The organism is Ochrobactrum sp. EDr1-4, from assembly GCF_049199085.1.
Taxonomy (GTDB): Bacteria; Pseudomonadota; Alphaproteobacteria; order Rhizobiales; family Rhizobiaceae; genus Brucella.
Genome location: NZ_JBLZOF010000015.1, coordinates 1 through 26,052, shown reverse-complemented (window position 1 = coordinate 26,052; position 26,052 = coordinate 1). Strand labels below are relative to the sequence as shown.

Here is a 26,052-nt window from a genome sequence, read left to right as displayed (position 1 = left end):
GCACCTTGCTTCCCGCGCCCTTGCCCACTCTGCTCTTCGCGGCGGCCGGGAAATGTCACGCCAATCATGCGGGGAGACAAAATGAGGAGCGATCGCATGCGATCGGAAAATTCATGAAAAGAGAAGACATTGAAAAGATCCGCGAGGTTGTGAGCTGTGCTGCAGGGTATTGCCAAGTTGTTTGATGTAGGCCGCAGAAACCCGTTGAGCTTTTGCTCATGCGTTCATTTCAGCGGTGTAGTCATGATATAATGCAAATGCATTGATACTTGCTTGGCAATCCAACCCAAATCGCTTAGTGCATAAACGAAAATGCAGTCTGGCGATGGGCCCTATATCAGCAATACCTATTTCCAGTTTCCAGCAAGAGAAAACCACCTAAAAATAGAACCTTCTCAGAGAAATTCTCTTAGTTTTTGGATAATTTTGGAAAATTTCTCAGTTAACTATTGGTTAACTAAATAGAATCAGTTAGTTCGCCCCACACTGAAGGTGGGGGCCTTTAAGAATATGTTTGATTGCCCGTGGATGTGAATCCGCGGGTAATTGATTCTGCGCATCCGTGTCTTTTGCTGAGACACGGATGAACAGCATTTTTCTATGTCCCAGCGCCGCGCAAGCTATGGTTAGGGACGAAATGAAACGGCTGGTTGCAATTTTTCTCATGGCATTTTTTGCCATGCACACTTCTTTGTCTGGTGCTTATGCACAGAGTACAACAGGTTGGACTCTCAATATCAATGCGGATAGGCCTGCTTCTGTACCGGCTGGTGCTAAGATTGAATTTACTGCGACTGTTAACAATAGTGATAATTTTTCGACCACACCAACAACCGTTGCGTTTGTCCTGCCTAAGTCAGTAAAGTTTTTAGATTTTGAAATAGATGACGAGATTTTCAGTGCTTGTACGCCGACACCACCGATTGGCGAAGAGCTGACTGCCGATACCACGATCACTTGTGAAGTGCGCGCACTCGCACCACAAGAAAGCGTTGAAGCTAAAATTCGCTTGAGCCCCATGGTAGAGGGTACCGTAAAATTTGGGGGTAAAATTGCCCAAAACGGCGCGGAACAATTCCGCACAATTACCGTAAATAAGGGTGCGGATCTGGGTGTGAGCCTGACTTCTCCAAAAGAAGTAATTGGCGGCGGAAAACTCAACTTTACCGCAACCGTTGAAAACAAAGGGCCTTATGCAGCAGAAAAATCCTCGCTGACCTTTCCAGTCCCGGTAGGTGTGGTGCTTGATCAGGCTTTGCCAAATGGCTGTATACTAACAAATAATACCGTTACCTGCGAAATTACACAAAAAATCGAACCAGGTGAAAAACTTAGTTTTAATTTTTCAGGACAGGTAACTGTTGGCAACCAATCTAATATTTTGATTGCTGCCAAAGTTGCTGGACAGTCACCGCTTGATCCTTTTGAAGAAGATAATAATGCTCTTTCAGAAGTGAAAGTACTTGCTGGTACAGATGTGAGTCTGAGCAAAGTTCGCTCGCCACAAGGTGCCATTCTGACAGGCACGCCTGTCGAGTTTACTTTGACACCAAGTTTCGCGGGTGATGAACCGTCAAAAGCGACCATTACTGACACGTTGCCAGATAATTATAAATTTGTTGGCTTTGGCGGACTGGTCGGCACGGGTTGGTCCTGTACAGCAAACGGCAATCTCTTGGTTTGTGAATATACCAAATCTGCTGGCAGCAATTATAAAAATCCGATCAAAATCAATACAGAGGCGGTTCAGGCAAGCGCGCCTGGTTCGTCGGTATATAATACCGCGACGATTGCATCGGTTGATGAAGATCAGACTCTCACAGGCAACAATACAGCCAATGACGGCGGCGCAAGCATCGTTGATCCTTTTGTTGATCTGAAAGCGCACAAATCTGGCCCGGATTATGGCTTGCTCGTTGTTGGTGAAGAATATGAATATTCACTGAGCACCAGCAATATTGGTAATGCTGGCTTTTACGGCGAACTGACCATTACCGATCATCTGCCGGATGGCATGATGATGAGCGAGGCAATCACACCTGCTGGCTGGTCTTGTTCGCCAAGCACTGTTACCGGTGCTGCAAATGTTGTTTGTACAACAAGCCAGTACACCAAAGATAGCCCTCTGGATGTAGGCGCCATGACCGCGCCAATTAAGCTCAAGGTTAAAATGACCAAGAGCGGTGCGTTCAGCAATGGCATGACAGTTTCACTGCCAGATGATGTTACCGATGTTGATCTGTCGAACAACACCACTTCTATCGGCGGTAATGCCGGCTCAACTGACGACAAAACATTGGCTGATCTTGAAGTTAGAAAGTCGGTCATTGGTAGTGCTGACTTAAAAGCCGGCGAAGAAATCAGATTCGCAATTGAGATCATCAACCATGGAGACGCCGTTGCAACGGAGGTTGTCATGGATGATCGTATCAGCAATATTGTTGCCGGTGCGAATGGTGGCCAAGCAACTGTCACACTCAATGTAAATCAGGGCAATTCGACAGGACTGGTCTGCAATGCACCTAGCAGTGGTGCATATGATGTCAATCTGAAATGCCGTATTGAGGAACTGCCGGTCTGTGTTCCGGGACAGGATTGCCCGGTCGTCGAAATCAGCGCTTTTGTAGGTAGCGAAGGCGCACAGAAAAATACAGCCGTAGTTTTCTCAACAGAAGTACCTGATGCAAACCCAAGCAACAATCAGTCCACTGTCGATTACAACGTTAATCCTGTGACTGATGTCACTGTTGTCAAAACAAGCCCTTCACAGGCATTGGGTGCGCCCGCTGGTCAGGATTTGGTTTATGTCATCGCTGCAAAGGTCAATGATAACGGCTTGAGTGGTGCCGATGATGTTGTCATTGAGGATCGGCTTCCGCTGGGTCTGCGTTTTGTCAGTATCAGACCAGATGCCGGGCGTTGTACAACGCAACTCAAAGAAGGCGATCTTATTACATCAACGAACAACACCATTCGTTGTGAGCTCGGTCGCCTGGAGCACAATACCCAGAAACAAGTGGCGGTTGTTGTCAAGGCAACCACAGATCAGGTTGACCTGACAGTGGTCAATGAAGCATCAGTGACTACAAGCACTGAGGAAACAGATACTGAAAATAACGATACAAATCTCCCGATTAAAATCCTTCCACCTGTGCTTGATCTGCTGGTCACCAAAACCGATACGGTTGAAGGCGTACAACATGATCCGGTCGAAAAAGGTAACGATACCACTTATCTGATTACAGCCAAAAATGACGGCCCTTCAGATGCATATAACGTAAAAATTATTGATACATTTCCGACAGACGGCTTCACGTTTGCTGGAGTTGTCGGTGCGCCAGCAGCCCTTCGTTGCGAAACAACAGGTGTAACCGCCGGTCAGCCTGGTGGAACACTGACATGCTCTGCTGCTGAACTCAAAGCTGGTTCAGAGCTGCAATTCAAAGTCAAAATGACGTCTTTGAAACGCGGAACCTATCAAAACAAAGTTGCTATCGTTTCAGACGAAACCATCAAGGGATATGATCGTAATCCAGATAATAATACGGATAATGAAAACACCACAGTTCGCGTAAAATCTGACGTCAGCGTTGTTAAAACAGCCAACAAACCCGTTGTTGATCTGCGTGAAAGTTTCACCTGGACTATTACGGTCGAGAGCTTGGCAGGTACTGGGCTTGAAGTGGCTGAAGATGTCATTTTGACCGATACTTTGCCAAGCGGCATGGTGTTGACCGAAGTGCCTGCCATCATCAGCGGCAGTGGTTCATGTACGGGATCTATTGGGACACGCGGAATCCGCTGTGAACTTGGTGATATGGAGCCGACTGCAAAAACGGTCATTGAGCTCACCACCAAGATTGTCGATCAAAACGCTGAATCGATGAGTAATGCCGCCAGCGTCACAACAAAGTCTTTTGACCAGAACCCAAACAACAATATTTCGACAGATAGCGTAAAAACTGTTCGTGGCGGCACCGTCAGCGGTAAAGTCTTCAAAGATTTTAATGAAGATGCCACCCAGGATACGGGCGATGCCGGTATTGCAGGTGTAACCGTCACCCTTACGGGTAAAGCCAAGCATGATGGCGAGACAATTACTCGGACTTTTACAACGGATGCGGATGGTAAGTATGATTTCACAGGTGTTCCTGCCGGTGAATATCAGGTGAGCTATAGCAAAGTGCCGGGCAGCATCAAGTTTGATACCGGTGTTTCGGTTCCTGGAATCAATAGTCACGATGGCAGCAAGTCTTCGTCTCAGGGCAATACAGGCCTTGGTTCGATTGTCATCGAAGAAGATTCAACCAGCATCAATAATAACTTTACCCTCATTCCACTGCCTTCAGTGGGTTTAAGTAAGGTTGCCTCTGCACCGGTTTCCGTGGGTGATGGGACCTATACAATTGAGTATAAATTCACCATCAAAAATCTCAGTCAGGAACCTTTACAAGACATCGCTCTGACTGATGCTTTGAATGGTGCATCACAGAATTTCGGCCAGCTGTCCGCGGATGCCAAACCGCTGCCTGGCTCCTATAAGGTACAATCGGTAAGCACGAATTCGGGCTATAATGGTGCTGATAACAACTCCCTTATCAGCAACGGAAAACTCGAGCCAAATGCGACACTGGCTGCCACGATTGTTGTGTTGGTTAATCCGGCGAAACCATGGAAATCAAACCCACTTGTTCTGACCAATCAGGCAGAAGTGACTGCTGTTGGCGAATATTCCGGCAAAACGAATATTACTGATAAATCGGATAACAGAGCCGGTGGTGAGGATCGTCCGGAACAGGATGTCCCAACAACAGTGCGTATTGTACCTGAAGCTGCGATCAAGCTTGAGAAAACCGGTGCACGTGTTGGCGGAACAGGTGAAATTATCGCCGGAGACGTGATTGAATATACGTTCAAGGTAACCAATACTGGTAAAACACCGCTGTTTGATGTTGCCATCACCGATCCGATGGCGGACTTGAAGTGGACTACCAATACCACGATTGCAGAACTCCCTGTTGGGACAAGCAATGATACCGCTTTCAAAGCAACTTATGTGATCAAGCAGGCCGACATTGATAACGGAACGCTTGAAAATACTGCCAAAGCTGAAGGTACATGGGGAGACTTTGGCGGAACACCGCAAAAGGTTTCAACGACAGACGATTTTGACCTGCCATTGAGCGAACCAGGTCTGATTTTTGAGAAAAAGCTGAAACAGTCTGACGTTAAAAACCCGTCGGTCGTTGGCGATAAGATCACCTATGAATTCATAGTGACCAACACCGGTAATACTACATTGAAAAATGTTGTGATTACAGATGAGTTGACTGGTGTGGTGGATAGCGGTGCATTCAATATCGGCACACTGGCACCACAAGAAACAAAGACTGTCGAAGCTTATTATCTGCTGAAGCTGGAAGATATTAATTCCGGTAAAGTCATCAATAATGCGTTAGCGTCAGGCACTCACGGACCTACAAACGAGAAAATCACCACGCCGCCATCAGATGTGGAGGTGCCGACCTATCGTGATCCAAAACTGAAGCTTGTTAAGGCTTTAAGCTCGACCGTCCCAGAGCCTGCTTATGCTGGTGATATGCTTGAATGGACTGTAACTGCAACCAACGAAGGCAATGTAACGCTCACCAATGTCGTCGTGAATGATCCCCTTGATGGTGCTGTTGTTACGCCAAAATCGATTGCCTCGCTTGCGCCAGGTGAAAGCGGCACATTCACTGTTACGGCACCAATTCAGCAGGACTATCTGAACAACGCTCAGGTCGACAACATCGCAACAGCGAATTTTGAAGACCCGACAGGACCTAAGCCACCGGTTGACTCCAATGAGGTTGAAACACCGCTTGCGCATAAACCTGCTATCAGCCTTGATAAAGCAGCTATCCTGGATGGTTTGAGCACGCCTGCAAAAATTGGTGATGAAGTTGTCTATAGTTTCACCATCCGCAACACTGGTAATGTGGCACTCAACGGTCTTCTACTCACTGACCATCTTGATGGCGTTATTATTGATGCAGCTGATGTTGAACGCCTGAAAACACTAACCTTGCAGCCGGTGAATGCAGCAAAAGACAATCAAGCTGAAACCCAGACAGTTGTTTATGGGCGCTATCAGCTGAAAATTGCCGATATCAATGCCGGTAAGGTTGAAAATACCGCTGACGTTCAGGGTATCCCGGTTTTTGGTGACAAAACTCCGGTAACAGATGACAGCGCGACCGATACACCACTGGATCGCAACCCCTCCATCAAGCTGGTTAAAACCATTGAAGCCGCTTCATTAAAGCAGCCTGTTAAGGCAGGTGATGTGATCCGGTTCAACTTCGCCATTAACAATACTGGCAATGTGACATTGGAAAACATCCGCATTGTTGATGCGATTGCTGATGAGGTTATTAATCAATCCGGTTGGACTGGTCCTTTGGAACCGGGTGAGGTGAATGAAGATGCGTTTATTGCAACTTATGCATTGAAACAATCTGACATTGATGCCGGAACTTTTGCCAATACGGCACAGGTATATGGTTCAAGTGTTAACGGTACGCCTGATGATGTAACGGATGTTTCCGGCACGGATCTGACCAATGACGATGAAACCGTTGTTGATCTTGAAACATCGGCTGCTGTGACTATTGTAAAATCAGAAACCCATGCTTTCTCATCACCGACGAAAGTGGGAGAGGTTATCACCTATTCCTTCCTCGTCACCAATACGGGCAATCTGACTTTAACAAATGTAGTGGTGGAAGACCCGCTTGCAGGTCTTGAGCCGGATATGTCCTTCACCATTGCGACCCTGTTGCCTGGTGATGCAAATGCGGTCACGCTCACTGCTACCTATAAAGTGACACAAGTCGACATTGAAACAGGTGAGGTCGTTAATCAGGCCACTGTCACCGGTGATTACGTCGATCCGAAAGATAAGACCACAAAACCTGTAACACCTGATGTTTCTGAGGAAATCATTGTTCCTCTGGAACAAAAGCCCGGCATTGCTGTCGTCAAGGAAGCTAAATCCAAGCTGACAGAACCGGCAGAAGTCGGGCAGGAAATTGAATATACATTCACTGTCCATAATACCGGTAATATGGTGCTGAATAATGTGGTTTTGAGCGATCCTTTACAGGGTATCACACCAAACAGCTTCACAATTGGCACTATGGAGCCGGGTGAAGAGCAGAGCTTCACAGCCACATATGCAATCACTGAAGCCGATATTGATGCCGAACAGGTTATCAATCAGGCAACAGTGAAGGGTACCTATGGTGATCCAACATCTCCTAAGGACATTGAAGATCCTTCAGGGCCGACGATTGACACTGATGAGCCGACTATTGTGCCGGTTATGCCACCGCTGCCTGAACTGAAAATTATCAAACAGGGTGAGTGGAACGATGCCAATGGCAATGGTTATCCGGAAGTGGGTGAAACTCTTGAATTTACCTTCAAGGTCACCAATGAAGGCAATGCACTGCTCAATAATGTGACGGTGCAGGATGAGGGTCCGCTTTTTGCAGGCAATCGCGGTACCAATCAGCTGTCTGCTATTACACCGGCGCCCGTTTCCCTGAATCCGGGTGAAAGCCAGACATTCAAAGCAACATATGTGCTTTCGCAGGCAGATATTGATGCGACAGCCGGTATTCCGGAAACGCTGACCAATACAGCTTTTGCTAAGGGTGATCAGCGCAACGGCAAGCCTTATGAATCCGAGGAAGACAAGGCAAAAATCACGCTGCCTGCAACTGAGCCGTCATTGGTAAAAATTACCAAGCAGGCATTGTTGCATCAGGTCAGACGTGGTGACCGTGTGCCTTATATCATCAAGGTAGAAAACACCTCATCAAGCAATGCAGGTCCTGTGCATGTGATTGATACGATGCCGTCCGGCTTCCGCTATGTTGAAGCAACCGCGATCGTGAATGGTGAAAAATCAGAGCCGGAAATCAGCGGTCGTCGCCTTCAGTTCAAGAACCTGAAACTTGCTGCAAACAGCACAATCGAGATCCGTCTTGAATTGCTGACCTTGAGCACGGCAGGTCCTGGCAAGCATGCCAATATTGCAACTGTCACCGATCGTGACGGTAATCCGGTTGCACCGGATGCGCATGCAATCGTTGAGATCATGGCAGAGCCAGTTTTTGACTGTGGTGAAATCATCGGGACTGTCTTTGATGACAAAAACCGTAATGGTTATCAGGATGAGGGTGAAAAGGGTCTGGCCGGTGTACGTGTTGCAACCGTCAAGGGCTGGCTGATTACGACTGACGAATATGGTCGTTTCCATGTGCCTTGTGCAGCTCTGCCGGATCAGCGCATCGGGTCCAACTTCATCATGAAGCTTGATACCCGGACCCTGCCGACAGGCTACCGCCTGACAACTGAAAACCCGCGTGTTGTACGTCTGACTGCCGGTAAAATGACCAAGCTAAACTTTGGTGCATCGATCAGCCGTGTTGTTCGTCTTGACCTTCAGGATGCAGCGTTTGAAGCAAACCACGCTGAGTTGAAAAAGCAGTGGGCTGATAACCTGCCGCAGCTCATGGAAATCCTGAAACAGGAAATCTCGGTACTCCGTCTGAGCTACAAAATGGCAGGCAATGAACAGTCATTGGCCAAGGAGCGCATGAAGCACGTTCGGAAGCAGATCGGTGATTTGTGGAAGCGTAAAGGAAATAACTACCCGCTTGAAATCGAGACACGCGTGGAGGTGAGCAAATGAGCCGCTCCGTGAAACCCGCCACGCAATCTAAGGTTATGAAAATGTCTCAGTTCAAACTCGGTTCTTTCTCCCGTCTTGCTCTTCTGGCCAGTTCTGCATTGGTGGCAGCCCATGTCTCAACCGTTTCAGTCTTGGCACAAACCAGGACTGAAACCGCCCAAACCTCAGATTTACGCGGTAAAATGTCAGATGACAGTTCACTGCGTCATCTGACAATTAGTGAAAATACTGAAAAAGGTATTGCTGCAGATGCAGGTAATATACCGTTTATGATCAGTGTGGATGGCGATACGGTTGAAACAAGTTCTGCAAAGGCGGCACCCAAGGCTGTCCGCCAGCCCACGCGTCAGATTGATCGCGAGCGCAAAACTGATGTGGATTTGAGCAGCGTTGACATTCAGATCAAATTTGATGGTCTGGAGGCGTCATCAATCCTGAATGTATCCACTATGCCGGTGCGTCGTAGTTACAGTGCGAATGAAACTGTCGAGTTTCTGGCAACCACGAACTATCCTGATTTTATTGAGCGTTCTGAAATCCGCATTTTTGCGATTGGTGATGGCAGAGCCGTTGATAAGCCGGTTGCTGTTGTGCCGGTTAAAACCAATGCCAAAGCGCAATGGGTTATGCCCTCAGAAACAGAGCAGCGCGATTATGCTTATGTGCTGCGCGTTTATGATGAAAAAGGCCGTTTTGACGAAACTGAGGCTCTGACTTTGCGCCGTAGCGAAAAGAAGGATATTTTGGGGGAACGTGCGGAAGCTGTTGCACCAGGTATGGCTGAAGACAGAACAGCCATTCGTAATATCCGCGTCCATGGTGGTGCAGTCACTGTTCACGGTACCAATGTGCCGGATGGTTATAATGTTAAAGCTTTCGGTGAAACTGTTCCGGTTGATGGTCAGCAGAAATTTGTTGTGCAGCGCATTCTGCGTCCGGGCGATCACGATATTGATGTAGGCATCAATGATGGTGTCAAAGGCGACGGGCTGGCCTTCAATCGTGATATCAATATTCCGAATAATGATTGGTTCTATGTCGGTTTGGCTGATATCACATTGCGTAAGCGCACTGGCGATAGCGGTATTGAAGCTGTGCGTCCGGGCGAATATGACAGCACCACGACCAATGGTCGTCTGGCTTTTTATCTGAAAGGTAAAATAAAGGGCGAATATTTGCTGACAGCTGCGGCTGACACCACCGATGACGAACTCGACAAGATGTTCCGCAATTTTGGTAAGCAGAACTCGCGCGATTTACTGCGCAAGCTTGATCCGGATGATTATTATCCGGTCTATGGTGACGATTCCACTTTCACGGAAGATGCGCCGACCAATGGTAAGTTTTATGTTCGTCTGGAACGTGGCGACAGCCATGTTTTGTGGGGGAATTTTAAAACCCGCATTACTGGTACCGAGTTCATGCGGTCTGATCGTGCGCTTTACGGTGGTCAGGGCGTATACCGTTCGGAAGAGACGACAAGTTTTGGCGAGCGCAAAACTGGAGTTGATTTATATGCAGCCCAGCCAGATACGCTGCCGCAATATGATGAATATCTGGCAACAGGTGGTTCAGCCTATTTTATGCGCCGCCAGAACATTGTTGAGGGTTCTGAAACCATTACAGTTGAGTTTCGCGATTCCGTCACGGGCCGTGTGATTGAGCGCCGCACGCTCAGTGCAGGTGAAGATTATCGCTTTGATTATATGCAAGGGGTGGTGATCCTCAATCGGCCTTTGTCATCGTCCACTGGCACTACGGGTCCGGTGCGCGAGGGCGCATTGGGCGGTAATAATGTCTATTTACTTGCTCAATATGAATTTGAGCCAATTGCCACAGATCTGGATGGCTACAGCCTTGGTGGTCGTGGCCAGCAATGGCTGAACGATAAAGTGCGTGTAGGCGTGACCGGCTATCAGGAAACAACCGGTACGGCCAATCAGAAAGCAGGCGGTGTTGATATTCGCGTGCGCCATTCTGAAACGACTTATCTTGATGGTGAGGTAGCGGCATCTGACGGGCAGGGCTTCGGCTTTACCCGTTCCACGGATGGAGGCCTGACCAACAGCAATACACTTGCAGCGGGCAGAAAAGGCAGCACGGCTCTTGCTTGGCGCCTGAAAGGTCAGGTTGATCTCGCCGATCTTGATGAAGATGGTGTTAAGGGCAAAGTGGGCGGGTATTATGAAGAAAAGCAGGCCGGCTTCTCCAGTCTCTTTGATAATACAAGCGTCGATAAACGCCTTTGGGGCGCACATGCTGATCTGGATTTAACAGACAAAACCCGTCTGAAACTCATCTATGATGATTTTTGGGATGCCAATGGTCAGATCAAGCGTGAAGGTAAAAGCGCCATCAGCCATGAGATTGATGAATATTGGAAAGTATCGTTCGGTGTGACCTATACCGAATTGATGTCACCAAATGCCATTCGCTCAGGCAAATCCGGTTATGACGGTTCGCGTGTTGATACAGGTGTACGCATTGACTACCGTCAGGATGATGATCATCTTTATTATGTCTTTGGACAGGTCACAGCGGGTCGTTCTGGTGATATCAAAAGAAATGATCGTCTTGGTATTGGTACCGAGCTGAAGCTGACTGACACAATCGGAACGCAGGCTGAGGTTTCATACGGCACGACAGGATGGGGCGGTCTGGCCGCGCTGACCTATGATCCGAATGCGGATGATCATTATTATATTGGTTATCGTCTTGATCCTGATCGTGCTTTCGACCTCAACCGCAGTTATGATCTGATCGGGCGTGATAAGGGTGCCATTGTTGGCGGTATGAAACGCCGTATCAATGATACGCTTTCGACCTATTCGGAAAACAACTATGATCTGTTCGGTGTTCGCCGTGCGCTGACACACACTTATGGTGTTGTTTATACACCGGATAATATCTGGACCATTGACGGTGGCTTTGAAGGTGGGCGCGTGCGTGACAACACCACCAATTCTGCCGGTGTTGAATATTCTGACTTTGACCGTTACGCGCCGTCGCTGGCAATCGGTTATAAGGATGAAGAGCGTGGCATTACTGCTCGCTTGCGTGGTGAAGTCCGCGTCGAGCGTTCCGATGATCATACCCGAGATCAGAACACCTATCTGCTGGCTGGCGCCTATTCATGGAAAACCAATCCGGATTGGCGGGCCCTGGTCAGTGTGGATGCAGTTCTTTCCGATGCAAAATCGAATGTAACGTCATTCCAGAATACTGATTACGTCGAAGCGTCGTTTGGTTATGCTTATCGTCCGGTGGAAAATGACCGCCTGAACGCTTTGTTCAAGTATAGCTATCTGTATGATATGCCGGGCAATGGTCAGCTTGGCAGCGGTGTTTCTAATTATCGTTATGCACCTGCACAGCTGAGCCATATCCTCTCGGCAGACTTCACCTATGATCTGGTGCCGTGGTTATCTGTCGGTGGTAAATATGGTTTCCGTATCGGTGAAGTGAAATACCGGCCAGCCGAAAACGACTATCAATTTGACAAAGAGTGGCAGCGTTCATCAGCGCATTTGGGCATTATTCGTGCAGACCTGCATGTCGTCAAGAAATGGGATCTGTTGCTTGAAGGCCGCGTGATGCATATGAGCGAGGCGAAGACAACAGACCTGGGTGCTCTTGCTGCGATCTACCGTCACGTCGGCGAGAACTTCAAAGTGGGTGCAGGCTATAATTTCGGTCGCTTCTCGGATGATCTAAGAGATCTCAGCATGGATGATCGGGGAATGTTCGTGAACTTTATTGGCAAGTTCTAATAGGCTCTTAGGACGCCAATGCATATAAAATACGGACGGTTCAAGCCGTCCGTATTTTTTTGACTGGCATGTAATTTGTACTGTTGATCAGGCAATTCAATCATATGCACCAAGGGTAGGGTAATACCCCGCCCCTGGTTGTCCTGAGGTCTATGGTTCACACATGTTACCGTGTGGTGTTCACCAGGGCTTTAGCCGGCAGCTTAGCCGTGCGAAATGGTCACAGTTTTGACGTGCGTGAAGCCGTATAGCGCTTCAAATCCTTTTTCACGCCCATGCCCGGATTTACCAACGCCGCCAAAAGGTAGCTCAATACCACCCCCAGCACCGTAGTTGTTAATGAAGACTTGTCCGGAATGAAGCTTGCGCGCCATGCGCAATTGGCGACCACCGTCACGAGTCCAAACGCCCGCAACCAGACCGTATTCGGTGCCATTGGCGATCCTTAAAGCGTCTTCTTCGCTATCGAAGGGAATGAGCACCTGAACTGGACCAAAAATTTCCTGCTGCGCAAGTGCATGATCCGGCTCTACTTCCGAAAAGAGTGTTGGAAGGACGTAGTTTCCAGCCGCCGGGGCGTCGGCATGTAGTTTGCCCTGTGCGGCGATGTTGAGCTCTGCTTTTCCGCGCTCGATGAAATCGGATACGATCTTCTTCTGCTTCTTGGAAACGACAGGTCCAAGATTGTGCGATTCAACGGCAGGTCCAACCACGAGACCTTCGTAAATTTCGATCATGCGTCGCTTCACATCTTCGTAAATGCCACGCTGGACGAGAACGCGTGATGCTGCTGAACAGGTCTGGCCGGCATTTTGCATGCAGGCACCCACCAGCACTGGCATGGCCTTTTCCAGGTCAACATCGTCAAAAACGATGTGTGGCGACTTTCCGCCAAGTTCCAACGTTACTGGCACGACATTTTTCGCTGCTGCAGTCTGAATGGCAACGCCGGTTCCGACGGAACCAGTGAAGGAGATATGCTGGATACCGGAATGGCTTGAAAGAGTTGCGCCTACATCTGCGCCATAACCCGTTACAACATTAAGAACACCGGCCGGCAAACCAGCTTCGTGTGCGATTGCCGCAAAAGCCAATGATGACAAAGAGGCATCTTCTGCGGGTTTAAGAACGCAGGTGTTGCCAGCCGCAAGTGCTGCGCCGACGCCGCGCCCCAAAATCTGCATTGGGTAATTCCACGGGATGATTATCCCACAAACCCCATGTGGCTCGCGCAAGGTATAGACGGTGAAGCCTTCCTGGTAAGGAATGGTCGTACCCATCAGCTTGTCCGCGGCACCTGCGTAGAATTCGAGATAGCGTGCGAGCGCAATCGAGTCGTTTCGGGATTGGTTCAGCGGCTTGCCAACATCCAGTGTCTCAATCATTGCGAGTTCTTCAGCTCGCTTGAGCACCAATTCGGACATTTTCATGAGGATGCGTCCGCGTTGCGTCGCGGTCATGCGACCCCATTCACCGCTCAACGCCGCATTTGCAGCAGAAACGGCTGCATCCACTTCCGCAGGTGTACCGCGGGCAATTTTCCCAATAGCTTCACCCGTCGATGGGTTTTCAACCGCAATGGTCTCTCCGCCGGCGGGGGTCACCCATTCTCCGTTGATAAAGACCTTGGTGGAATCGATCCACATCAGTTGATCCAGTGCCATATTTTCCTCCAGATAAAATCCCGTCGCCAGATGACGCCGGACATGAATGCGCTAATCTTCAATAAAGAATGGTTCCACCCTCAGACGCGAATTGTAGATATGGGCTCTCATCGCGTTGCGTGCCGCAAAAGCATCTTTCATGCGAAGCGCCTCAAGGATGGCCTTATGTTCGGCTACTGCATCGGTGGTAATTTTTGTGTGATATCGAATCCGAAACAGATTGGCGTGAATATAAAGACGCGTCATTGCTTCGGCGACAACCTGGTTGCCTGCGATTTGAAGGATACAGGTGTGAAACGCATTGTCACGTTCGGCAAAGCGCCCGAAGTTTTCCTGATTATTCGTCTCAGCAAGCTCTGCCATTTCGTTGCAGAGTTTTTCAATCGAAACAATGTCGTCTGGTGTCGCTTTTATCGCTGCTAAAGCGGCCATTTCGGGTTCGAGGAGGTCGCGTGTCTGATAAACGTCCCGAAAATGCTTGCCCTCCGGCAACGCAGCAGCACTAAAACCAGAATTGAATTTCTGGGCAACAAGACCTTCTGATTCCAGTCTGATCAGCGCCGCGCGGATTGGGGTTTGGGAAACGCCAAACTGTCGCGCTAAAGCATCGACAGAAAGTCGCTCTCCCGGTGGTATACGCAGCGCAATCAGGTCAGCAAACAACGCATTGTAAATGGTGTCGCCAATCGGATGCTTTGTAAGTTCTCGATCGCCTGACATAATGGCAGGGTCAACCGTGCTGAGCACCTCTTCCTTCGCCATTATGTGTCCTCCCTGACATGGCTCTCATCCCTCCGCGCGATCGTGAGGTCAGATTTTGAAGTACAGTATCGTATCGGATTATTGGTGTAAACCGTATTTATTTGATTCATTATAACCGAGAAATGAATTCCTTGGAGAGGTTTTTTCGTACGGTAGAAACTTCATCTTCCATATTTGAACGTTGAATAAATAGCAGTTTGTTCGGTAAATTATGTTTATAAAACAATATATTATACTAATAGCGATAATTCAGAAAGATCGAGTTATGGAAAATTGGTGATTGGGAAATTTGCAGGATAGTTATAAAAACTGGCTTGACCTGCGCGTTAATACCTCTATCATATCCGATATGATTTATCGCCTCAGCAAGTGTTGAGCACCCGAGGAGGGGTGTGAGGGATAACAGAAAGGAGGACTCATGTCTGATTATTGGCAGGAAAAAATGCTCGGGTGCTTTTGCAGCTGAGCTTTCCTCTGCTTACCGGTGCAATCTGAAACGCACGCATTCATAAAACGGATACGATCAGCAAGCGAGAATAAGTGCTGCAACGCATATGCTCGCCAATACACGATCGCCGACTTTTATATGTCGGATTGCAGTCTGCGGGGTTGAGCAGCCCATTATGAGATTTTCCTTCGCCTCTGAAACTCTCTCCATTCCCGGAAAAAAAAGTTTTAGGACAACATATGCAAACTGTTGCCAAGGTTGAGCAAGCTGCGCTTGCGGCTCTTCAAAAAGCTGGAATACCGCGCAATCATGCAGAAATTCAGACGTCTTTGCTCCTGGACGCCGAGATGAGGGGAGTGCCATCCCACGGCCTTCTCCGGCTGCCGCGCGTTGTTGAGCGCGTGTTGAATGGTGTGACCGATCCTCTCGCCAAAGGTATTCATAACTGGCGTGGTGAAGCGTTTCTCGAGGTGGACGGCCAGCATGGTTTAGGTCCTGTTGTGGCTATGTCTGCGCTCGACGCAGCAAGCCAGCGTCTGAAGTCAGCAGGTTCGTGTGTGGTTGCTATCAGGAACTGTGATCACTTGGGGATGCTTGCATGGTACGCTGAAAGCCTTGCTCGTCAGGGCAAGATCATGCTCGGAATGACAATCAGCGAAGCTTTGGTGCATCCCTGGGGAGGACGGCGTGCCATGATTGGCACCAATCCATTGACAATCGGGGTGCCCGCCGAACCTGAACCATTTGTTTTCGATATGGCAACCAGTTTGGTGTCAATGGGCAAGATCCATGACCACGCCAATCGTGCCGCTCCGATCCCAGCCGGTTGGGCGTTGGATGCGGAAGGGTTGCCTACTACCGATGCTGAAAAGGCAAAGGCGGGGTCCATAGCACCCTTTGGCGGTGCAAAAGGATATGGCCTCGGATTGGCCTTTGAGGTGCTGGTTGCGGCTCTGACTGGCTCATCGCTTGGCACTGCCGTTCGTGGGACTCTCGATTCTACCCATCCTTGCAACAAGGGTGATCTATTTATCGTCATGGAGCCGGCATCGGGCATGACAAGCGTCATCTCAGATTACTTGAATGCACTGCGCGACACGCCTCCAACTGACCCAGAAAACCCGGTTCGTGTTCCTGGTGACCGCTCTGTAAAATCCCGCATCTTTGCTGAGAAGGAAGGGCTGAACATCGCACCAGAAGTGTGGGAGCGTATCCAGCACCTTGCTCAGACTGATCGGATGCCAGCCAATTAAGGAGATAAGTTTCATGCAGTTTGAGTATGGCGTCACACGTGCGCCGCAGCGTTTGGTTTTTGGTGCAGGTCAGCGGCGCGCACTTGGACGGTTGGCAGCAGATATTGGTCAGCGGGCTCTATTGTGTACAGATGCCCGAATTGGCGCGCTTCCACTTCTTCAGGAGGTGATAGAGGATCTGAAGGCCCACGGCATCGATGTAAAGGTCTTTGCCGAGACTGAACCAGAACTGCCTTTGGAGGGCGTTACAAATTGTGCGCAACGCTATCGGGATTTCAAGCCAGATATGGTGATTGGTTTGGGTGGCGGAAGCTGCCTTGATCTTGCAAAGCTGGTCAGCCTGATCCTCACGCATCCGGGGTCACTATCGGATTATTATGGTGAATTCAAAGTGCCGGGTCCTATTTGTCCTGTGATTGCAGTGCCAACGACTGCGGGCACAGGATCAGAAGCTACACCTGTCGCCGTGCTTGCAGATCCGCAGAGAGTGATGAAAGTTGGCATTTCCAGCCCATATCTCATTCCACATACGTCAATCTGTGACCCTGAACTTACGCTGACATGCCCGAAAGGTTTGACCGCTATTTCAGGTGCTGACGCTCTCGCGCATGCTATTGAAGCCTTTGCAGCTGTTCGGCGTGAACCAAACAGTGACTTGGCATGCAGTCGTGTTTTTGTCGGAAAAAATTCACTATCTGATTTTTATGCCCTGGAAGCGATCAAGCTCATTTTTGCGCATCTGCAAACTGCCGTTGATAACGGCGATGACATTGAAGCACGTTCTGCGGTGATGCTGGGTTCGACCTTTGCGGGACTGGCATTTGGTAGTGCCGGAACGGCAGCAGCCCATGCGATCCAATATCCGATTGGAGCTGAAACACATACCGCACATGGTCTGGGTGTTGGCATTCTCCTTCCCTATACAATGCGTTTTAATACGCCAGTGGCTGCGGCTGATTATGCGAAAATAGCGCGAGCCATAGGTGTGGCTACGGAAAGTCAAACGGATGAGTATGCGGCAGGGCTTTGCATTGATGCGCTATTTGCACTTTTTGCGCGTGTCGGCATGCCTGCGACTATCAATGAAATCGGCGTCACCGACGCCAAACTCGACCAGATTGCTGAGTTGTCGATGAACGCTGCTCGCCTGATTGAGAACAACCCGCGTACTCTTTCTCCAGACGCGATTAAATCCATTCTTGTTGAAGCTATGGCAAGCTAACAAAACGCTCTCACTGAGGAAATTTAGTATGAACATCCAACAAAAATGGCCGACTGATCTGTTCATTGGTGGCGAATGGAAAGCTGGCAGTCGTGATAATCGGATCGATGTTTATAATCCGTCCGATAATACCGTTCTCGGTGCTGTCGCTGATGCTTCTCCTGAAGACGCCTTAAGTGCTGTGGATGCAGCAGCAGTTGCTGCGGGCGGATGGGCCGCCACGCCTGCGCGCCAGCGTTCGGAAATTTTACGCAATTGTTTTCAACTGATGATGCGCGACAGTGAGAGGCTCGCACGGCTTATTTCGCTTGAAAACGGTAAGGCACTGAAGGATGCGCGTGGCGAAGTTGCGTATGCTGCCGAATTTTTCCGGTGGTTTGCAGAGGAGGCCGTACGTGGTCATGGGGATCTGGGAACCGCTCCTTCGGGCGCTAATCGTATTCTCGTGAATTATCAGCCAATTGGCGTTTCATTGCTCATTACGCCCTGGAATTTTCCTGCTGCTATGGCAACGCGCAAAATCGCTCCAGCTCTTGCTGCGGGTTGCACTTGCGTTCTCAAACCCGCGACTGAAACACCCCTGACCGCCTATGCTGTAGCTGCCATCCTTGCTGAGGCAGGAGTGCCCGCTGGCGTTGTAAACGTCATTACATCCTCGACAACAAGCCAAGTTGTTAATACGATGCTTGATGATCCACGCGTGAGGAAACTGTCGTTTACGGGATCAACCGAAGTCGGACGTGTGCTACTGCGTAAAGCCGCCGACCAGGTCATCCACTCCTCAATGGAATTGGGCGGAAATGCTCCGTTTGTCGTTTTTGATGATGCTGATCTTGATGCGGCAATCGAAGGCGCAATGATCGCTAAAATGCGCAATGGTGGTGAAGCTTGTACAGCAGCAAATCGTATCTATGTCCAGCGTGGGATTGCTGAGACTTTTACTGCCCGACTGACTGAACGCATGGCCGCATTAAAGGTTGGGGCAGGGGTAGAGGAGACGACGGATTGCGGTCCATTGGTGAATGCCGCCGCCGTTCAGAAGGTGGCGGAACTGGTGGATGATGCTGTTGCCAAAGGTGCACGCATTACCTGCGGTGGAAAGGCTCTGGAGAAAGAAGGGCACTTCTACCTGCCGACTGTTCTTGCAGATGTTCCCGATACTGCGGACCTGGCATCAGAAGAAATCTTTGGACCTGTTGCACCGATCTATATTTTCGACACGGAAGAAGAAGCAATCCAGCGCTCTAACAATACCGAGTATGGTTTGGTTGCCTATGTCTATACGCGTAATCTGGCGCGTGGTCTGCGGGTCTCCGAAAAGATTGAGGCTGGTATGCTGGCTCTCAATCGCGGGCTCGTCTCCGATCCAGCAGCACCTTTCGGTGGCGTGAAGCAGAGCGGTCTTGGGCGCGAAGGTGCACATCACGGCATGCTGGAATTCATGGAAGCAAAGTACATCGCGACCAATTGGTAAGATTGTCGAAACAGGATAAAAACCATGACGAACTATAAAATTGCGACAATCGCCGGTGACGGTATTGGTCCAGAAATCACTGACGCGACTATCAAAGTGCTCAAGGCTGCCGTTGGTGAAAGCATGCTTGATTTTCAAATGTTCAATGGTGGTTCTAACCACTATCTGAAAACAGGCGAAGTGTTGCCGGATGATACCTATCAGGGCTGCCGTTCGGCAGATGCTATCTTGCATGGAGCAGCCGGATTGCCAGGTGTCGTCTATCCGGATGGTACCGAGGTCGGAAATGATTTGCATCTGCGACTACGATTCAAACTGGACCTCTATGCAAATGTTAGACCGGTCAAGCTTTTGCCCGGGGTGCTGTCACCACTTCGTGCTTTTGATGGTGGTGGAATTGACTACGTGATCATTCGCGAAAACACCGAAGGACTTTATGCAAGCCGTGGTGCAGGAGTTGTTCTGCGCGATGAGTTTGCATCAGACAGTCTCGTGATTACCCGCAAGGGGACAGAGCGCGTGGCGAAATTTGCTTTCGAACTCGCGAAGAAACGCAATGGTGCGCCGCGTGACGGAAAATCACGTGTTACCGTCTGTGATAAAGCCAATATTCTCAGAAGCTATGCATTTTTCCGGAAGGTTTGTGACGACGTCCACTCAGGCTATCGGGACGTTGAAATCGACTATGCTTATGCCGATGCGATTACGGTCCATATGGTTAAAAAGCCGGATTTTTACGACGTGATTGTCGCAGAAAATATGTTCGGCGACATCATTTCTGATCTGGGTGCTGCGACAGTCGGTGGAATGGGCATTTCGCCTTCGGGTGAGATCGGTGACACATACGCACTCTTCCAAGGTGCACACGGATCAGCACCCGATATTGCCGGTCAAAATATAGCAAGCCCTGTCGCGACCGTTCTTTCTGCAGTGATGATGCTGCGCTGGCTTGGTGACAAAAAGGGCGACCACCGACTTATGGAATCTGCGGACCGTATCGAAAGTGCCGTTGGCCGTGTGCTTGCTGCCGGCCAAACTGTTCCAACGGATCTCGGCGGAACTGCAAAATGTACCGAAATGGCAGACGCAATCTGTCGCGCATTGGCCTAAGGAGAAGAGAGATGACCAACAAGAAAGTCGGTATTATCGGCGTTGGCCTGATGGGACACGGTATTGCTCTGAACGTGGTGAAAAAAGGCTGGTCCTTGGGGTTCCTTGATCATCCGGGAAACCAGCCTGTTGATAATCTTCTCGAAGGCGGTGCCCTGAAATTTGCAAGTAAACAGGACCTGGCAGAGCAGAGTGACATCATCATTCTGTGTGTGAGTGGAACTCCCCAGGTGGAAGACGTTCTGCTTGGTGAGACCGGAATATTGAAGGCAATTAAGCCGGGTACGATCATCATCGATTGTTCCACCGCCATTCCATCATCGACTACACGAATTGCGCAACTGGCCGAAGCAGCAGGGGGCCGTTTCATCGACTCTCCTATGACAAGGACGCCGCTTGAAGCAGCTCAGGGCAGGTTGAACCTTCTGGTTGGAGCCGATGACGAGCTGTTTGCCACGATCCGCCCATTGCTGGAAACATTTGCCGAGAACATTTTCCATGCAGGCAAGGTTGGATCGGGACACAAGCTGAAGCTCCTTCATAATTATGTGTCGCTCGGTATGGTGACATTGCTGGGGGAAGCCGCAGCCTGTGCAAAGCTGGGTGGTATTTCTCCTGAAATCTTTACGGAAGTTTTGGCGAAAGGTGGCGGTTATGGAGCCGCTTTTGATCGCGTCAGCCCATTTGTCCTTAATGGTGACAATTCGAAAATGAAGTTCTTTGTTTCAAATGCGCACAAGGATCTCAGTTATTACATGCAAATGGCAGAGGATGTTTCAGCGGAGCGTAGCACTGCAAACGGTGTGACAACTGCCCTTCAGACGTTGCTCGATGCTGGGTTTGGTAGCGATTTTCTGTCAGAGACCCCGAAGCTGTTCGAGAATGTTTCTGCTGCAACAGAAACGGTGCGTTGATCGTTATTTTAAGCGGCAAAACTCGCTGAATAATATGAACTGCCGGGTCGGGTCGGGTCTTTTGGGCTCTAAAACCCGGCTGGTACGGCGAAAATCTGGAAATCATTATTCGGAAAAACGGTAAGACACCTTTGGCCGAAGCTGCTGCGCTTTGTCAAAACAAAGGCGTGGATACGCATGTTCCGGATCGAGATGAGAAATGACATCTATTCACTTTTGGGAGGAACTAAAGTGCAGGAACAGTTAGATAGGTCTGTCGTTACGACAGATATTGAAAGAAGCGCAATTCGAAAAATTTGCTGGCGGCTGGTACCGTTCCTTGCGCTTATGTCGTTAATTAACTTTCTTGATCGTACAGCAATTTCCTTTGCTGGTCCAAATGGCATGACAGATGACCTGGGGCTTACGGCAGCTCAATTTGGTTTTGCAGCCGGTATTTTCTTCGTCGGTTATATTATCTTAGAAATTCCAAGCAATCTGGCGCTACAACGTGTTGGTGCTCGTCGTTGGCTGGCGCGTATCATGGTTACTTGGGGTATTGTCTCGCTTTTGTTTACATGGGTCAGCTCTGTTGAAGGGTTGTATTGGTTGCGCTTCTTACTTGGTGTAGCAGAAGCGGGCTTTTTCCCAGGTGCAATTCTCTACCTGAGCACTTGGGTTCCAGCAACGCATCGTGCAAAAATCTTAGCACTCTTCTATGTTGCACAACCGTTTTCAACCGTTGTCGGTGCGCCTTTTGCATCCTGGCTTATTGATGCGCATGGCCTGTTCGGTCTTGAGGGCTGGCGCGTTATGTTTATGGGTGTTTCTATACCTGCTATCATTGTTGGTGTCGTGACTTGGTTCTATCTTCCGGACGGCCCAAATGATGCTAAGTGGCTGACCAGTGACGAAAAGAAATGGCTCTTGAACGCAGTTTCGCGTGAAGAAAAAGCCAAGTCCCACAGCCATAGCGCAAGCGCAGTTTTTGACGCTCTTCGCAATGGTCGTGTTTGGCTGCTTTCGGCTGTCTATTTCGGTCTTGTGTACGGCCTTTATTCGCTTGGCTTCTTCCTGCCGACGATTATTGCTGGCTTTGAGGCCAAGTTTGCCACGAAGTTCGACGTGATGCAGAAGGGGCTGATTATTGCGATACCATATCTTGGTGCATCCATTGGTCTGTATCTCTGGAGCATGGATGCAACGCGTCGCGGTGTCCGAACCTGGCATATCGGTATACCGGCGCTTGTAGGTGCATTGAGCATTCCTGTTGCACTACTAATGTCATCGCCTGAAGCAACCATTGCAGTTGTGACCATTACAGCGATCTCGATTTTTGCGGCTCTACCAACTTTCTGGTCTCTTCCAACCCGCTTTCTATCTGGTGCGGGCGCTGCGGCCGGGATTGCTCTCATAAATTCGATAGGCAATGTCGCAGGCTTTTCCGCGCCATACATCACTGGATGGGTGAAGGATATGACAGGAAATTATGAAATGCCAATGTTCATCGTTGGTGGGGTCATGTTGATGTCAGCGATTATTGTAATGGCAATCACTTCAAAAGTGCAGCCTGTTCCATCGACCGCAGCCTCAAAGGGATAATGGCGATAAGCTACTCAACCCGACGCAAAAGCGTCGGGTTTGTTCTTGACTGGTTATTGGCACATAGCCCGATGACAAGGAGCCAGTGATAAGATATGATTGCGGTCGGGATTGGGCCTGACTGGAGACTGATCGCAGTGGCTTCGCCCGGATATCTCCAGACGCATGGAATTCCGAAACATCCAAATGATCTCCTGAATCATATGAGTGTCAATCAGACACAAAACGGCGGGAGGAGTGTATGCATGGGAATTCCAAAGAAAGAAAAGCCCCTGCATGTGCGCGTTGATGGGCAACTGGCGTTTATCAACTCCGATGCGATGATCGATGCTGTCGCCAGCGGGTTTGGTGTTGCCTTTTTGTCAGAGGATACCGTTCGCAGACAGTTTTCTGATGGGACTTTGCAAATCGTATTGGACAACTGGTCGCCAAAGTTCGATGGCTATTACTTATATTATCCGAGCTGACGCCAAAATCTTCCCGCGTTTCGTGTGATCGTTAATGCTTTAAGGCAACCTAAGACATTAGCAGGTATTCAGTGAGTTCGATTTTCGGGTTTGATCAAATGAGTTGTGTTGCATAAATTTGATTTGAACGGAGCATGGCTTCACTCTGGACGCAGTTTTGCTGCGAGCGCTTCGAACTGTTGTTTGATTGAGAGTGCATTAGCGGCTGCAAAGATGCTTTGCTGTTTGCGCATCATGTGAATGAGCTCAATCCCGGCGAGTAATGCTGGCAGTAGCTTCTGATTTGAAACCAAGCTTGGAGCGTGTGCGTCGTTTGATACGGCGATGATTCTGCTCAATCCTGTTGTTCATGTGTTTTCTGGAGCGAATGACAATCGGTTTGTCAGCCTGGCTAAGCCGGCTCTCCGCATCGCATTGTAGAATAGCAATCCTGTTGGTCTCGCTTCCATCAATGGTAATGCACACTGGCCTGCCGTGGCGGGCGAGTGCCTTGCGGATAAAGTATTTGGCAGCGCTCAGTTCACGTTGTTTGCTGAAACAGAACTCAACCGTATCACCATTGCTATCGATGGCGCGGTATCAGTACAGCCACTGGCGTTTGACCTTGATGTAAGTCTCATCGAGGTTCCATTTGCGTGTGACCTGACACTTCCTCCGATTGAAACGTTCAAGCAAGTTGGGGGCTGAAGCAGATGACCCAGCGATGCACGGGTTGAATGATCGAGATCAATGCCACGTTCCGCCATCATTTCCTTCAGATTACGCAGGCTCAGATTGTAAGCCAGATACCATCGAACACACAGAAGGATGACGGATTTATCAAAATGACGACCTTCGAATGCTGACGCGTTGCTCAGACTGCCGCATAGTACCAGTTAGGTAGTAATCAAAAAACTCAGTCTCATCTGTCTCTCCAAGTTGGTGAGAACTTAAATGACGACTGGCTCTAATCGGTATCCCTAAAAATAAGGGGCAGACGGTGTCGCCCCTCATTGATTATGCGGCTTCAAGTTCGTGAATTGCAGCCAAATCGCCCTCAATCGCAGCGGCTTCAATCTTGAGGTCAAAGCTTGCTTGCATGTTCATCCAGAATTCCGGCGTAGTGCGAAAAAACTTTGCGAGGCGCAATGCGGTATCGGGTGTAACGGCTGTCTGTTCGTTTGCTAAGCGCTCGATTCGAGTACGAGGTACATTCAACTGCTTGGCAAGTGCACCTGCGCTCATATGGAGTGGAATAAGGTATTCCTCGCGAAGGATTTCGCCGGGATGCACGGGAGGCAGTATGCTTGTCATGGCTTTTCCTTTCAGTGGTAATCTACAATTTCGACCTGTTCAGCGCCAGCATCAGTCCAAACAAAACAGATGCGCCACTGGTCATTTATCTGAATTGAGTGCTGTCCAATGCGATCCTTCTTCAAAGACTCTAACCGGTTGCCGGGCGGCGAACGAAGATCATCAATTGTTACGGCGCTCTCAATCATTGTCAGTTTACGAACCGCAACTCTTACTAAATCAGCCGGGAAACCCTTTGGGCATTTGCCACTCGCGACGGTCTCCGTTGTGCTGTCTTTGTAAGATCGGATCATACTGAACTCCTTATGGATGTATCATAATGTGATACATGTTTTTGTCAACATATAAGATGATTAACCGCCGTCCATTTTGGGCGGCTTGGGGGTGCGGACGAAAACTTGGACTATCAGGGAGGTAGTTCATGTATTCCTACGAAGACCGGATGGAAGCAGTTGCGCTTTACATCAAGCTGGGCAAGCGCCCGAAAGCGACTATTCGCCAGTTGGGCTATCCAAGCAAGAACGCTTTGAAGGGCTGGCACCTGGAATATGAGCACCATCTCGATCTGCGTTTAGGATTTGCGCCCCGAGCGCCTAAGTTCACACAGGCGCAGAAGGAAGTGGCTGTTGAGCACTACCGCACGCATGGTCGTTGTGTTTCTGCAACGATGCGCGCTTTGGGCTATCCCGGTCGTGCAACGTTGACAGCGTGGGTTCGTGAGGCGTTTCCCGAAATTAGCAAAGCTGTCACAGGAAGAACTGGACGTCCACGATACCCTGACGCATTGAAGAAGGCGGGCGTCGTCGGACTTTATAATCGGCAAGAAAGCGCGCAGGCTTTGGCCGAAAAGCTCGGCGTATGCAGACCGACACTGTATAACTGGAAAAACCAGTTACTTGGTCCGGAGGCTCCCGCAATCATGAAACGCAAGAACAACTCACCACCTGTGCCAGAGCGAGAAGAATTAGAGCGCCAGCTCGAAACACTGCAGCACGATATTCAGAAACTGCAGCTTGAGCACGACCTTTTGAAGAAAGCGACCGAACTCATAAAAAAAGACCTGGGCGTCGATCTGCAACTTCTGAGTAATCGGGAGAAAACGCTGTTGGTTGACGCCCTCAAATACCTTTATCAACTCCCTGATCTGCTTACTCAGTTGGGATTGGCGCGCAGCTCATATTTTTATCATCGAGCCCGCATGAGGATGAACGACAAGTACCTCAGTATTCGTCAAAACATCACCGAAATCTTCGAAGCCAACCGTCGATGCTATGGCTACCGCAGACTACAGGCGTCATTGGCCAAACAATGCGTTACAATCTCAGAGAAGGTTGTGCAGCGCTTGATGAAG

The 26,052-nt window shown here is 49.4% G+C and carries 14 protein-coding genes and 1 pseudogene; 10 read left to right on the top strand and 5 right to left on the bottom strand.

Annotation, left to right across the window (positions count from 1 at the left end):
• Window positions 1-637: 637 nt before the first annotated feature.
• Together ACOZHT_RS23300 and ACOZHT_RS23295 are read left to right on the top strand one after the other, a co-directional pair.
• On the top strand, window positions 638-8,743 hold the full coding sequence (locus ACOZHT_RS23300) for a DUF7507 domain-containing protein (RefSeq protein WP_421566812.1): 8,106 nt from the start codon (window positions 638-640) through the stop codon (window positions 8,741-8,743).
• Window positions 8,740-12,513, top strand: a complete 3,774-nt coding sequence (locus ACOZHT_RS23295) for a TonB-dependent receptor (protein ID WP_421566811.1) — start codon at window positions 8,740-8,742, stop codon at window positions 12,511-12,513. Before ACOZHT_RS23300 ends, ACOZHT_RS23295 begins: the two co-directional genes overlap by 4 nt.
• Before the next feature lie 203 nt (window positions 12,514-12,716).
• On the opposite strand, the gene ACOZHT_RS23290 is transcribed toward ACOZHT_RS23295, so the two are convergent.
• Both ACOZHT_RS23290 and ACOZHT_RS23285 read right to left on the bottom strand, forming a co-directional pair.
• On the bottom strand, window positions 12,717-14,177 hold the full coding sequence (locus tag ACOZHT_RS23290; protein WP_421566810.1) for an aldehyde dehydrogenase family protein: 1,461 nt from the start codon (window positions 14,175-14,177) through the stop codon (window positions 12,717-12,719).
• Window positions 14,178-14,228: 51 nt separating this feature from the next.
• Window positions 14,229-14,939 (bottom strand): GntR family transcriptional regulator, encoded by a 711-nt coding sequence (locus tag ACOZHT_RS23285; protein WP_421566809.1) that lies wholly within the window; start codon window positions 14,937-14,939, stop codon window positions 14,229-14,231.
• A 687-nt stretch (window positions 14,940-15,626) separates the two neighbouring features.
• On the opposite strand from ACOZHT_RS23285, the gene ACOZHT_RS23280 reads away from it, so the two are divergent.
• The 7 genes from ACOZHT_RS23280 to ACOZHT_RS23250 all read left to right on the top strand — a co-directional run bounded on the left by ACOZHT_RS23280 (window position 15,627) and on the right by ACOZHT_RS23250 (window position 23,408).
• Window positions 15,627-16,640 carry an Ldh family oxidoreductase gene (locus ACOZHT_RS23280; RefSeq protein ID WP_421566808.1) on the top strand — a complete coding sequence of 338 codons (1,014 nt, stop codon included), beginning with the start codon at window positions 15,627-15,629 and terminating at the stop codon, window positions 16,638-16,640.
• A 13-nt stretch (window positions 16,641-16,653) separates the two neighbouring features.
• Window positions 16,654-17,862, top strand: a complete 1,209-nt coding sequence (locus tag ACOZHT_RS23275; RefSeq protein ID WP_421566807.1) for an iron-containing alcohol dehydrogenase — start codon at window positions 16,654-16,656, stop codon at window positions 17,860-17,862.
• 28 nt (window positions 17,863-17,890) lie between these two features.
• Entirely contained in the window at window positions 17,891-19,336 is a 1,446-nt protein-coding gene (locus tag ACOZHT_RS23270; RefSeq protein ID WP_421566806.1) for an NAD-dependent succinate-semialdehyde dehydrogenase, read from the top strand.
• Window positions 19,337-19,360: 24 nt separating this feature from the next.
• A complete protein-coding gene (locus ACOZHT_RS23265) occupies window positions 19,361-20,446 on the top strand; it encodes an isocitrate/isopropylmalate dehydrogenase family protein (RefSeq protein ID WP_421566805.1) in 1,086 nt (361 codons plus the stop codon).
• Between the two features lie 11 nt (window positions 20,447-20,457).
• Window positions 20,458-21,360, top strand: coding sequence for an NAD(P)-dependent oxidoreductase (locus ACOZHT_RS23260; protein ID WP_421566804.1), 903 nt, complete (start codon window positions 20,458-20,460; stop codon window positions 21,358-21,360).
• Window positions 21,361-21,591: 231 nt separating this feature from the next.
• Window positions 21,592-22,941 carry an MFS transporter gene (locus ACOZHT_RS23255; RefSeq protein WP_421566803.1) on the top strand — a complete coding sequence of 450 codons (1,350 nt, stop codon included), beginning with the start codon at window positions 21,592-21,594 and terminating at the stop codon, window positions 22,939-22,941.
• A gap of 95 nt (window positions 22,942-23,036) precedes the next feature.
• Window positions 23,037-23,408, top strand: coding sequence for a LysR substrate-binding domain-containing protein (locus ACOZHT_RS23250; RefSeq protein WP_421566802.1), 372 nt, complete (start codon window positions 23,037-23,039; stop codon window positions 23,406-23,408).
• Between the two features lie 140 nt (window positions 23,409-23,548).
• Here the strand turns inward: ACOZHT_RS23250 and ACOZHT_RS23245 are convergent.
• The 3 genes and pseudogenes from ACOZHT_RS23245 to ACOZHT_RS23235 form a co-directional block, all read right to left on the bottom strand.
• Window positions 23,549-24,265 (bottom strand): annotated as a pseudogene (locus tag ACOZHT_RS23245) (IS6 family transposase).
• Between the two features lie 139 nt (window positions 24,266-24,404).
• Window positions 24,405-24,701, bottom strand: a complete 297-nt coding sequence (locus tag ACOZHT_RS23240; protein ID WP_339510437.1) for a HigA family addiction module antitoxin — start codon at window positions 24,699-24,701, stop codon at window positions 24,405-24,407.
• Window positions 24,702-24,712: 11 nt separating this feature from the next.
• Window positions 24,713-24,994, bottom strand: a complete 282-nt coding sequence (locus ACOZHT_RS23235; protein ID WP_421566801.1) for a type II toxin-antitoxin system RelE/ParE family toxin — start codon at window positions 24,992-24,994, stop codon at window positions 24,713-24,715.
• A gap of 128 nt (window positions 24,995-25,122) precedes the next feature.
• On the opposite strand from ACOZHT_RS23235, the gene ACOZHT_RS23230 reads away from it, so the two are divergent.
• The coding region (locus ACOZHT_RS23230) for an IS3 family transposase (protein WP_421566800.1) at window positions 25,123-26,052 on the top strand (930 nt) is incomplete at its 3' end.

Excerpts from the sequence above, each read along its gene's own strand:
- ACOZHT_RS23295 (WP_421566811.1), top strand. The coding sequence starts at position 8,740 with ATGAGCCGCTCCGTGAAACCCGCCACGCAATCTAAGGTTATGAAAATG.
- ACOZHT_RS23290 (WP_421566810.1), bottom strand. The coding sequence starts at position 14,177 with ATGGCACTGGATCAACTGATGTGGATCGATTCCACCAAGGTCTTTATC.
- ACOZHT_RS23285 (WP_421566809.1), bottom strand. The coding sequence starts at position 14,939 with ATGGCGAAGGAAGAGGTGCTCAGCACGGTTGACCCTGCCATTATGTCA.
- ACOZHT_RS23260 (WP_421566804.1), top strand. The coding sequence starts at position 20,458 with ATGACCAACAAGAAAGTCGGTATTATCGGCGTTGGCCTGATGGGACAC.
- ACOZHT_RS23235 (WP_421566801.1), bottom strand. The coding sequence starts at position 24,994 with ATGATCCGATCTTACAAAGACAGCACAACGGAGACCGTCGCGAGTGGC.
- ACOZHT_RS23265 (WP_421566805.1), top strand. The coding sequence starts at position 19,361 with ATGACGAACTATAAAATTGCGACAATCGCCGGTGACGGTATTGGTCCA.
- ACOZHT_RS23240 (WP_339510437.1), bottom strand. The coding sequence starts at position 24,701 with ATGACAAGCATACTGCCTCCCGTGCATCCCGGCGAAATCCTTCGCGAG.
- ACOZHT_RS23250 (WP_421566802.1), top strand. The coding sequence starts at position 23,037 with ATGATTGCGGTCGGGATTGGGCCTGACTGGAGACTGATCGCAGTGGCT.
- ACOZHT_RS23280 (WP_421566808.1), top strand. The coding sequence starts at position 15,627 with ATGCAAACTGTTGCCAAGGTTGAGCAAGCTGCGCTTGCGGCTCTTCAA.
- ACOZHT_RS23275 (WP_421566807.1), top strand. The coding sequence starts at position 16,654 with ATGCAGTTTGAGTATGGCGTCACACGTGCGCCGCAGCGTTTGGTTTTT.
- ACOZHT_RS23270 (WP_421566806.1), top strand. The coding sequence starts at position 17,891 with ATGAACATCCAACAAAAATGGCCGACTGATCTGTTCATTGGTGGCGAA.
- ACOZHT_RS23300 (WP_421566812.1), top strand. The coding sequence starts at position 638 with ATGAAACGGCTGGTTGCAATTTTTCTCATGGCATTTTTTGCCATGCAC.